General features: G+C 69.5%; 7 protein-coding genes. All 7 read left to right on the forward strand.

Features of this window, described 5'->3' with window-relative positions; all coding sequences use genetic code 11:
- The first annotated feature begins 207 nt into the window (after window positions 1-207).
- The 7 genes from rplU (at window position 208) to HET64_RS30695 (ending at window position 10,924) form a co-directional block, all read left to right on the forward strand.
- The gene (gene rplU, locus HET64_RS30665; RefSeq protein WP_003969204.1) at window positions 208-528 is read left to right on the forward strand and encodes a 50S ribosomal protein L21; all 321 of its coding nucleotides are present in this window, start codon (window positions 208-210) and stop codon (window positions 526-528) included.
- A gap of 14 nt (window positions 529-542) precedes the next feature.
- On the forward strand, window positions 543-800 hold the full coding sequence (gene rpmA, locus HET64_RS30670) for a 50S ribosomal protein L27 (protein ID WP_003969205.1): 258 nt from the start codon (window positions 543-545) through the stop codon (window positions 798-800).
- A 145-nt stretch (window positions 801-945) separates the two neighbouring features.
- Window positions 946-2,382 carry a GTPase ObgE gene (obgE, locus tag HET64_RS30675; protein WP_215110414.1) on the forward strand — a complete coding sequence of 479 codons (1,437 nt, stop codon included), beginning with the start codon at window positions 946-948 and terminating at the stop codon, window positions 2,380-2,382.
- Window positions 2,383-2,704: 322 nt separating this feature from the next.
- Window positions 2,705-4,204, forward strand: coding sequence for a bifunctional cytidylyltransferase/SDR family oxidoreductase (locus HET64_RS30680; RefSeq protein ID WP_215110415.1), 1,500 nt, complete (start codon window positions 2,705-2,707; stop codon window positions 4,202-4,204).
- A 225-nt stretch (window positions 4,205-4,429) separates the two neighbouring features.
- On the forward strand, window positions 4,430-6,535 hold the full coding sequence (locus HET64_RS30685) for a hypothetical protein (protein WP_251146109.1): 2,106 nt from the start codon (window positions 4,430-4,432) through the stop codon (window positions 6,533-6,535).
- Between the two features lie 196 nt (window positions 6,536-6,731).
- The gene (locus tag HET64_RS30690; protein WP_215110417.1) at window positions 6,732-7,970 is read left to right on the forward strand and encodes a glycosyltransferase family 2 protein; all 1,239 of its coding nucleotides are present in this window, start codon (window positions 6,732-6,734) and stop codon (window positions 7,968-7,970) included.
- Window positions 7,971-8,155: 185 nt separating this feature from the next.
- On the forward strand, window positions 8,156-10,924 hold the full coding sequence (locus HET64_RS30695) for a CDP-glycerol glycerophosphotransferase family protein (RefSeq protein WP_215110418.1): 2,769 nt from the start codon (window positions 8,156-8,158) through the stop codon (window positions 10,922-10,924).
- Window positions 10,925-10,936 lie beyond the last annotated feature (12 nt).

Genomic DNA, 10,936 nt, shown 5'->3' on the forward strand with positions numbered 1-10,936 from the left:
GTTTGACCCCCCACACCCCCGCCCCGTAACCTTGACCCTCGGTGTGTTTCCTTAACGCGCCTACCCCTGAGCACATCCCTCCCGGTAACGGTCGGTGTTCGCGCCGTCCGCCAGGAGAGGCCGCTCATCCTTCCGGATCGTCCCGGGCCCCGGCCCGTGCGAGCGGCTGGCATCAGGGGATCCGTTCCGAGCGAGAGAGAGATCCGCGTGTACGCCATCGTGCGCAGCGGTGGTCGCCAGCACAAGGTAGCTGTCGGCGACATCGTTGAGGTTGACAAGATTTCCACTGCCAAGGTTGGCGACACGGTCGAGCTCTCGACCCTGCTCGTTGTCGACGGTGACGCGGTCACCAGCGACCCGTGGGTGCTGGACGGCATCAAGGTCACGGCTGAGATCGTGGACCACCACAAGGGCGCGAAGATCGACATCCTTCGCTACAAGAACAAGACCGGTTACCGCCGTCGCCAGGGTCACCGCCAGCAGTACACGGCGATCAAGGTCACCGGTATCCCCGCGGCTGCGAAGTAAGGGACTGAGAACACATGGCACACAAGAAGGGCGCATCTTCCACTCGGAACGGGCGCGATTCCAATGCTCAGCGGCTCGGCGTGAAGCGCTTCGGCGGTCAGGCCGTCAACGCCGGTGAGATCCTGGTCCGCCAGCGCGGCACCCACTTCCACCCGGGCACGGGCGTCGGCCGTGGCGGCGACGACACGCTGTTCGCGCTGGCCGCCGGTGCGGTGCAGTTCGGTACGCACCGTGGCCGCAAGGTCGTGAACATCGTTCCGCTCGCCGTCTGATCCTTCTCAGCGCGCGCAGAACGACACACAGCACCTTCCGAGGGCGGATCTCAGCTTTCCCGGCGAACGGGGAAGCGGGTCCGCCCTCGGCGTGTTACGACAGAGACAATCCCGTATTTTTCTGCTGTACCTGGAGGCACCAACCATGACCACCTTCGTGGACCGCGTCGAGCTGCATGCCGCCGCGGGTAACGGAGGCCACGGCTGCGCCTCCGTCCACCGTGAGAAGTTCAAGCCGCTGGGAGGCCCCGACGGGGGCAACGGCGGACGCGGCGGCGATGTGATCCTCGTCGTCGAGCAGTCCGTGACCACGCTGCTGGACTACCACCACAGCCCCCACCGCAAGGCCACCAACGGCCAGCCCGGCGCCGGCGACAACCGCTCCGGCAAGGACGGCCAGGACATGGTCCTGCCCGTCCCCGACGGCACCGTGGTGCTCGACAAGGCCGGGAACGTGCTCGCCGACCTCGTCGGCCAGGGCACCACCTTCGTGGCCGGTCAGGGCGGCCGCGGCGGCCTCGGCAACGCGGCGCTGGCCTCGGCCCGCCGCAAGGCCCCGGGCTTCGCGCTGCTCGGCGAGCCGGGGGAGAGCCGGGACATCGTCCTGGAGCTCAAGACCGTCGCCGACGTGGCCCTCGTGGGCTACCCGAGCGCGGGCAAGTCCTCGCTGATCTCGGTGCTCTCCGCGGCCAAGCCGAAGATCGCGGACTACCCGTTCACCACCCTCGTGCCGAACCTCGGCGTCGTCACCGCCGGCTCGACCGTCTACACCATCGCGGACGTCCCCGGGCTCATCCCCGGCGCCAGCCAGGGCAAGGGCCTCGGCCTGGAGTTCCTGCGGCACGTCGAGCGCTGCTCGGTGCTCGTGCACGTCCTGGACACCGCGACCCTGGAGTCCGACCGCGACCCCGTCTCCGACCTCGACATGATCGAGGAGGAGCTGCGGCTCTACGGCGGCCTGGAGAACCGACCCCGCATCGTCGCCCTCAACAAGGTCGACATCCCGGACGGCCAGGACCTCGCCGACATGATCCGCCCCGACCTGGAGGCCCGCGGCTACCGCGTCTTCGAGGTCTCCGCGATCGCGCACAAGGGTCTCAAGGAGCTCTCCTTCGCGCTCGCCGGGATCATCGCCGAGGCGCGCGCCACCAAGCCGAAGGAGGAGGCGACCCGCATCGTCATCCGCCCCAAGGCCGTCGACGACGCGGGCTTCACCGTCGCCCTGGACGACGAGGGCATCTACCGGGTGCGCGGCGAGAAGCCCGAGCGCTGGGTCCGCCAGACCGACTTCAACAACGACGAGGCCGTCGGCTACCTCGCCGACCGGCTCAACCGCCTCGGCGTCGAGGCCGCCCTGATGAAGGCGGGCGCCCGGGCCGGCGACGGCGTCGCGATCGGCCCCGAGGAGAACGCGGTCGTCTTCGACTGGGAGCCGACCGTGACCGCGGGTGCCGAGATGCTCGGCCGCCGCGGCGAGGACCACCGCCTGGAGGAGCCGCGCCCCGCCGCGCAGCGTCGCCGGGACCGTGACTCCGACCGGGACGACGCGGAGAAGGAATACGACGAGTTCGACCCCTTCTAAAGAGGGTCTCCCGGGGGAGCCCCTCCCGGTCATGGCCGACGGCCCGTCTCCCCGGAGGCGGGCCGTCCGGTAGCCTCGGGGCCGGGCGCCGGTGGTTTTCGCCGGTCACGCCGGGTGCACGCGCCACGGATGTGTGGATTGAGCAACACATCTGTGGGGTCGGTCACCCCGTGCGACCGCCCCGAAGCGCCCAACCTCCCTGGCCAGAGGGTGAACTGCGGGTATCCGCAGGACGATCGGCGGACGACGTCCACCTTGCGAGACGGTCACGGAGAGTGCGACCATCACACTGTTTCCCCCGTCATAGCAAGGTAGGTCGTCTGTGTCTGTGCCGCATGAAGCCAAGCCCCGGACCACAGCGGTCGTGCTCGCCGGTGGGACCGGCCAGCGCGTGGGCCTGTCGATCCCCAAGCAGTTGCTGAAGATCGCCGGCAAGGCCGTCATCGAGCACACGCTGACCATCTTCGAGAACGCCGAGGGCATCGACGACGTCATCGTGCTGATGGCGCCCGGTTTCGTGCCCGACGTCGAGAAGATCGTCGCGAAGGCCGGACTGACCAAGGTCACCCGGATCATCGAGGGCGGCAACACCCGCAACGAGACCACCGAGCGTGCCATCGCGGCCCTCGGCGAGGGCCTCGCCGAGGGCGAGGACCGCAACGTCCTCTTCCACGACGCGGTACGCCCCCTGCTGTCACAGCGTGTGATCACGGACTGCGTCGCCGCGCTGGACCGCTACCAGGCCGTCGACGTCGCCATCCCGTCCGCGGACACGATCATCGTGACCCGCACGCACGGTGAGGACGGCGAGTTCATCACCGAGGTGCCCGACCGCTCCCGGCTGCGCCGCGGCCAGACGCCGCAGGCCTTCAAGCTCTCCACGATCCGCAGGGCGTACGAGGTCGCGGCGGGCGACCCCAACTTCCAGGCGACCGACGACTGTTCGGTGGTCCTCAAGTACCTCCCCGACGTGCCGATCTATGTGGTCGCGGGCGACGAGTACAACATGAAGGTGACCCAGCCGGTCGACGTCTTCATCACCGACAAGCTCTTCCAGCTGGCCTCCACCGCCGCCCCCCGCCAGGCCGACGAGGCCGCCTACCGGGAACTCCTCACCGGCAAGACTCTCGTCGTCTTCGGCGGTTCGTACGGCATCGGCGCCGACATCGCGTCCCTGGCGGAGAGCTACGGCGCGAAGGTCTACGCGCTGGGCCGCTCCACCACCGGTACGCACGTGGAGAACCCGGAGCACGTGGACGACGCGCTCTCCAAGGCCTACGCCGAGACCGGGCGGGTCGACTACGTCATCAACACCGCGGGCGTGCTCCGGATCGGCAAGCTGGCCGAGACCGACAACACGACGATCCAGGAAGCCCTGAACGTCAACTACCTGGCGCCCGTCCAGATCGCCCGCGCCTCGTACAAGTACCTGGCGGAGACCCAGGGCCAGTTGCTGCTCTACACCTCCAGCAGCTACACCCGGGGCCGCGCCGAGTACAGCCTCTACTCCTCCACCAAGGCCGCCATGGTCAACCTCACCCAGGCGCTCGCCGACGAGTGGGCGGGCGAGGGCATCCGGGTCAACTGCGTGAACCCGGAGCGCACCGCGACCCCGATGCGCACCAAGGCGTTCGGCCAGGAGCCCGAGGGCTCGCTGCTCTCCTCGGAGGCGGTGGCCCGCACCTCGCTGGACGTCCTGCTCTCCGCCCTGACCGGTCACGTCATCGACGTACGGCAGCAGGACCCGACGGCGGGAGCCGCCGAGTCCTCCGGCTTCGAGCAGGCCCTGGCCTCCGTGCTGGACCGTCAAGCAGATGTGTAATAATTCTTGACAAATGTGCTTTTCCGGGCCTCTGTTGTCGCTTTGTGCGATGACAGAGGCCCGAATGCGTGAAGCCGCACCTTCACATTTCCGCCAATACGTGAATCAACCGGCACCCCCTGGAGCAGGTTCTTCGTGATCTCGACAGCCATTCGCCTGGCCCGTGTGGGCAGCAGGTCGGAACTGGCGGCAGCGTTGTTGATGGGGCTGGGATATCCCTGCGTCATGCTTGCCGCGCTCATTCCCCACATCTGGTTCTTCGCGGCGGCCACCGCTGTCACGTATGCCACCGACTGGTATCTGCACCAGAAGGGGAGCTATCTGGTCAACCGCCTGGGCAAGGTGCGCGCCGGGCTGTCGATCCGCTTCCTGCTGCGGCAGCTCATGGTCATCCTGCTGCTGGCCCGGCTGGATCTCGCCGAGTCGCCGCTGTTCTACTCGGCGGTGGCCTGCTTCCTGCTCTTCTACGGGCTCCAGGCGCCGCACGGCGCCCTGACGACCCTGATCCGGCTCCGCCGCACCATGCCGGTCGTCACCCGCAACGTGGACCTGCACGCGGTCCGCATCCCCGACGCCCCGCCCGGCGCGCTGCTGCGCCGCTCCGCCGAGAAGATGCTGCACCTCGACATCCCGGCCGTGGTGGGCATCCTGATCGCCGCCGGTACCGGTGAGGACGTCATCGGCTACGCGGGCATCGGCCTGACGCTGCTGCTGGCCCTGCTCTACCTCGCGCTGCTGTTCCCGTACATGCGCCGCGGCCGGCTGGCGCCCCCGGCCCCCGCCGTGCTCAAGGCCGTGGACAGCTGGCTGCGCGACTACCAGCCGACCGTGGTGCTCTACTTCTCCGGCTCCAACGAGTCCGCCTACCAGGGCAACATGTGGCTGGAGACCATGGCCCGGGTCGAGGGCCGGCCGCTGATCATCATGCGGGAGCGCGGTCTCGTCCCGCAGCTGGCCGAGACCTCCGTCCCGGTCATCTGCATCCCGGCGGGCACCCACCTGATGAACCTGGACCTCTCGACCGTCCGGGTCTGCCTGTATCCCGCCAACGTCGGCAAGAACATCCACATCCTGCGGGTCCCGACCATGAAGCACGTCTTCATCGGGCACGGCGACAGCGACAAGCTCGCCAGCGTCAACCCGTACTCCAAGGTCTACGACGAGGTCTGGACCGCGGGCCGGGCCGGCCGCGACCGCTACGCGCTGGCCGACGTCGGCGTCCTCGACCAGGACATCGTCGAGGTCGGCCGTCCGCAGCTGGAGCCCATCAGGACCTGGACGGGCGCCGTCAAGAACCCCGTTCCGACCGTGCTGTACGCGCCCACCTGGGAGGGCTGGGACGACAACCCGGGCAACACCTCCCTGCTGCTGGCGGGCGAGAACATCGTGCGCCGGCTGCTGAACGCCGCCGACCCGGTCCGGATCATCTACAAGCCGCACCCCTTCACCGGCATCCGCAGCGGCAAGGCCAAGGCCGTCAACGTCCGGATCCGGGCGATGCTGGACAAGGCCGCAGCCGAGCGCGCCGCCGACCCCCGCTGGGCGAAGGAGGCGTCGTCGGCCGCCGCCGGTCAGAGCGCCGCCAAGGCCGAGCTGATCCGGATCGAGGCGCGGCTCGCGCAGCTGTCGGCCCCCGGCCGTTCGGGCGGCGACGAGGCGGAGGAGTCGCGGATCTCGCTCGCCGACCCCGCCCGCGAGGCGGAGACCGCCCGGCTGCGGGCCGAGTGGAACGACGCCTACTGGCGCTCCTTCGGCTGGTGGGAGCACCGTACGGTGACCGGCGCGCAGCCCAAGCTGTACGACTGCTTCAACGAGTCCGACGCCATGGTTTCGGACATTTCCAGTGTGGTCTCCGACTTCATCGCGAGCGGCAAGCCGTACGCCGTCACCGACTCCGCCGCACTCGGAGCCGAGGAGTTCAAGCGGCAGAACACCGCGGTGCGCGCCGCGGTCATCCTGTCCAACGGCGCCGAGGAGCTCGACGCGCTGCTGGCCGCGGTGGCCGACCCGGCGGCGGACACGCTGGCGGACGCCCGCCGCGAGCTGAAGACCTACCTCCTGGGGCCGGACGAGCCGACCTCCATGGAGCAGTTCAACGCGGCCGTCTCGACGCTGGCCGCCAAGGCCGAGGCCCGCAACCTGGGCGTCGCCCAGCGGCTCGGCGACCAGTCCGTGGCGATGCCGGACCAGGAGGCCGTCACCAGCGGCGTCGGGGCCGGCGATCCGCAGGCGGTGGCCGAGGCCGACGCCGCGGCGGACCCGGACGCGCCGGAGGCCGAGGCGGCGGAGGCTCGGGCGGCCCTCGCCGAGGGATCCTCGTCCGTGCGCTGAGCGCCGTACCGCCGTGTGTGCGACGCGCTGACTGGCGCCGCACAGTTGATCGAACTGGCTGAAAAGCAGGCAACCCCGATCACGACCCGTACGTCTCTCCTGGGGGAGGGGTGTACGGGTCGTTCGGCATGCCAATGCGCAAAGGGTGCATAGTCGGGCAATCTGCCTTCTTTCGTGATCAAATCGACAGGTGCACATGGCCGACATGCCCAGGAAGAACGACGAGCCCGATGTCAGTGTGATCATCGGAGCTTATGACGCGATGCCCTACCTGGTCCGGTGCCTGGAGTCCGTCGAGGCGCAGACCATCGGCGCGGACCGCATGGAGATCGTCGCGATCGACGACGGATCCACCGACGGCACCGGCACCTGCCTGGAGGAGTTCGCCGCCCGGACCGCGATTCCCATGAGAGTCGTCCGGCAGGCGAATTCCGGAGGACCCAGCGGCCCGCGCAACCGGGGCCTCGGTCTCGCCCGCGGCCGGTACGTCTTCTTTCTCGACGCGGACGACTATTTCGGCGAGGAAGCCTTGGAACGCATGGTCGCCATGGGGGACCGGGCGGGCACGGACGTGGTGCTCGGGAAGATCGTCGGCGTCAATCGCGGTGCCGCGAAATCGATGTGGAAAGAGACCGTCGAGCGAGTCGACCTGTATTCCTCCAACGTCAAATTCACGTTGAGCGCGCAGAAACTGTTCCGGCGCGACCTCCTCGTACGCCTCGGAATGACCTTCGACGAGAAGCTGAAGACGGGCGAGGACGCCCTGTTCACGATGGAGGCGTACATCCGCGGCAACGGGATCTCCGTCGTCGCCGACTACACCTGCTACTACCTGGTGGGCCGCGAGGACCGCAACCAGATGACCAGGAAGGGCAGCTACAGGCGCCGCTTCGACTCGGCCCGCGCCCTCATGGGGCTCATCGCCCGGTACGTGCCCCCGGGCCCCCGGCGCGACGTCCTGATGGTGCGGCCCTTCGTCATCACGCTGCTGCCCCAGTTCGGCCCCGGACTGCTGAAGCAGAAGCCCGAGGTCCGCGAGCGGAAGATGGCGCTCGCCGCCCCGCTGATGAAGGCGTACTGGACCCCGGAGCTCGGCCGCAACCTCAAGGTGAACGAACGGCTGCGGCTGATGTGCCTCGCCGAGGGCAGGCTCGACCTGCTCCTGGACATCGTTGCCTTCCTGCGTGCAAAGGAGGAGCCCGAACTCGTCCGCCGGGGCAACCCGCCCCGTCTCCACCTCGCCTACCCGCACTTCGGGGAGAGCTCCGTGCTCCCCGACCGGGCCTACGAGGTGACCATCACGGAATGGGTCGGCGGACGACGGATCGAGGCACCGCGGGACATGCCCCGCCTCTCCCTCGCCCGACGCGTCGTCCGCAGGGCCCGCCGGGCGCTGCTCGGCGCCGTGCGCACCCCCCGCGCCCACCGCGTCTGACCCGGACGGGGACCGAGGGAGCCCAGGAGCCCTCTCCCGCCCCGGTGGCGACCGGGGCGGTTCGTCCTGTGAGAGGTGTCACGTCATACTGTGGGGCAACCATGAGACGGTTGGAGACGTCTCATTAACGCCCCGTCCTCCTGGGGTTCATCATCTGCACGTCCCCCCGGAAAGGCCCTCCACCCGTGGCGTCCCTCGAAGCGATCCCCGACGAGCTCAGCCGGCTCATGAAGTACTTCCCGGAGACTCCGGTCGAGGAGCGCCCCGAATTCCACCGAGCGGCCAAGGACTTCCTGGCCCATGCCGCCCCCAAGGTCGTACGGCAGTTCTCCCCGATGGCCCGGGTCAAGTGGCACTTGGCGGCCAGCGGCCGCGGTGACGAGCTGGTGGACCTGCTGCACTACGAGCGCGAGAACCCGGGAGCCTTCTCCGTGCGCGGTCTGCGGCGCGCCCGCATCGAACTGCCCGGCGTCGAGAGCTCCTCGCTCCCCTCCTCGGTACGCAACTTCAACCGCAGCGAACTCCCCGTACGCGGCAAGCTCCTCGACCTCGGCTGGGAGGACGGCAAGCTCCTCGTCAAGGGCTACGCCTACATCCCCAACGTCCCCTCTGCCACCGGCAAGCGCTCGCTGCGCGTCGCCGTGCTCCGCCGCCAGGGCAGCCGCTCCACCCTCCCGCTGCGGATGCGCACCGTGCTGGAACCCCGCGCCACCGCCGAGGCCAAGGGCGCCCTGCACACCTACGACTGGTCCGGCTTCGAGCTCGGCATCGACCCGTCCCGGCTGCGCGTACGCGGCCAGTGGCAGCCCGGCACCTGGCGCCTGGGCATCGGCATCCCGCGCCCCGGCGGCATGTCCGTGGGCAGCATCACCAAGAACAACGCGGGCGCGTCCGGCCACAGCTACACCCGGGTCCTGGACGACGGCGTCCGCCTCGTCGCCGGCTTCGACCGCAACCGGCTCAAGCTCTCCGTGGACGTCGTCCCCGCCGAGATCATCGCCCAGGAAGCCGACGGCGAGACCCTCACCGTCACCCTGCGCTCCCGCGTCACCACCCCCGCGGGCAAGTACCCCACCGCCCTGCGCATCGACCACGAGCCGAGCGGATTCGCCACCGACCTCCCGCTCCGGCAGGGCGAGACCGGCGCCGACGGCTGGCTCCGCCACACCGCCCGCCTCGACTTCACGGACCTCCCCGTCGACGGCGTACGCCCCGGCAAGTCCGTCAAGTACCGCGCCCAGATCGTCTTCGCCGACGGCACCACCCGCCGTGCCACCAACGGTGCGCAGTCCGTCACCGGAGTCCACTCCCTGCCCGAGGGACGCGAGTTCGCGATCCTCACCGACGGCGCCGGGAACTTCACCCCCCAGGTCCGCACCGTCCAGCCCCTCGTCGACAGCGTCGAGTGGAGTGCCGACGGCGAGCTGGTCCTCTCCGGCGTCTACACCGGCCCCGCCGAGCAGATGAAGATGGTCCTGCGCCACACCGGCCGCAACGAGGACCGCCCGCTGCCCGTCGAGTTCGCCGACGGCCGCTTCACCGCCCGCCTGCGCCCGGACACCATGCCCACCTACGAGGGCACCGTGCCGCTGCGCGCCGGCCGCTGGATGCCGCGCCTGCGCCTGCGCACCGAGTGGGACCACACCCGCGACCTCCCCGTCACGATCCGCCCCGACCTCGTGAACACGCTGCCGCTGGCCCACCGCGGCGAGCACCGCACGTACACCGTCGAGCGGCTCGACTTCGACCGGATCTTCGTGGAGTCCGGGCCGGTCCTCGACCCGGAGCTGCGCGGCGCCTACCGCCAGCGGCTGATGCGCGACGTCCACACCCCCGAGCAGCGCAAGCTGCCGCTGCGCGAGGCCGTGCTCTACAACAGCTTCGGCGGCAAGCAGTTCTCCGACTCGCCCCGCGCGGTCTACGAGGAGCTCAAGCGCCGCGGCACCGAGGTCGAGCACATCGCGATGGTCCACGACCAGCAGGTCGTCCTGCCGCCCGGCGTCCGGGGCGTCGAGTGGGGCAGCAAGGAGTGGTACGAGGCACTGGCCCGCAGCCGGTACGTCGTCACCAACGGCGGCATCCGCGAGTGGTTCGTCCGCCGCGAGGGCCAGGTCGTCGTCCAGACCTGGCACGGCACCCCGCTCAAGCGCATCGGCGCCGACCTGCTCGGCACCCCCAAGGCGAACCTGGCCTACATCGCGAGCCTCCCGCAGCGCTCCCGCCAGTACAGCCTGTTCATCACGCCGAACGCCTTCACCACCCCGATCATGACCAATTCCTTCCGCCTCCAGTGCGAGGTCCTGGAAGCGGGCTACCCGCGCAACGACGTCTTCCACGCCCCCGACCGCGTCAAGCGGGCCGCGGCCGTACGGGAGAAGCTCGGCATCCCCGCGGGCAAGAAGGTCGTCCTCTACGCGCCCACCTGGCGCGACGACCAGCGCTACGGCGGCCGTCGCTTCAAGCTGGACAACCAGATCGACGTCGAGGCCGCGAAGCGCGAGCTCGGCGACGACCACGTGCTGCTCTACCGCAAGCACCACAAGGTCCTCGACTCCATCCCCGGCGCCGGACAGGGCTTCGTCTACGACGTCACGTACTACCCGGACATCGCCGACCTCTACCTGATCGCCGACGTGCTGATCACGGACTACTCCTCGGTGCTGTTCGACTTCGCGCACTCCGGGCGGCCGATGCTCTTCTTCACGTACGACCTGGAGCACTACCGCGACACCCTGCGCGGCTTCTACTTCGACTTCACCTCCCGCGCCCCCGGGCCGCTGATCAAGACCTCCGAGGACCTGGTCTCCGCGATCCGGAACATCGACGAGGTGAGCGAGGAGTACAAGGAGAAGTACGCCCAGTTCCGGGTCGACTTCTGCGAGCCCTCCGACGGCCGCGCCGCCGCCCGGGTCGTGGACCGGATGCTCGCGGTCAAGGACGAGCAGCAGAGCTGAGCCCACCGCGGC

The organism is Streptomyces sp. McG3 (assembly GCF_018619185.1).
Taxonomy (GTDB): Bacteria; Actinomycetota; Actinomycetes; order Streptomycetales; family Streptomycetaceae; genus Streptomyces.

Excerpts from the sequence above, each read along its gene's own strand:
- rpmA (WP_003969205.1), top strand. The coding sequence starts at position 543 with ATGGCACACAAGAAGGGCGCATCTTCCACTCGGAACGGGCGCGATTCC.
- obgE (WP_215110414.1), top strand. The coding sequence starts at position 946 with ATGACCACCTTCGTGGACCGCGTCGAGCTGCATGCCGCCGCGGGTAAC.
- HET64_RS30685 (WP_251146109.1), top strand. The coding sequence starts at position 4,430 with ATGCTTGCCGCGCTCATTCCCCACATCTGGTTCTTCGCGGCGGCCACC.
- HET64_RS30690 (WP_215110417.1), top strand. The coding sequence starts at position 6,732 with ATGGCCGACATGCCCAGGAAGAACGACGAGCCCGATGTCAGTGTGATC.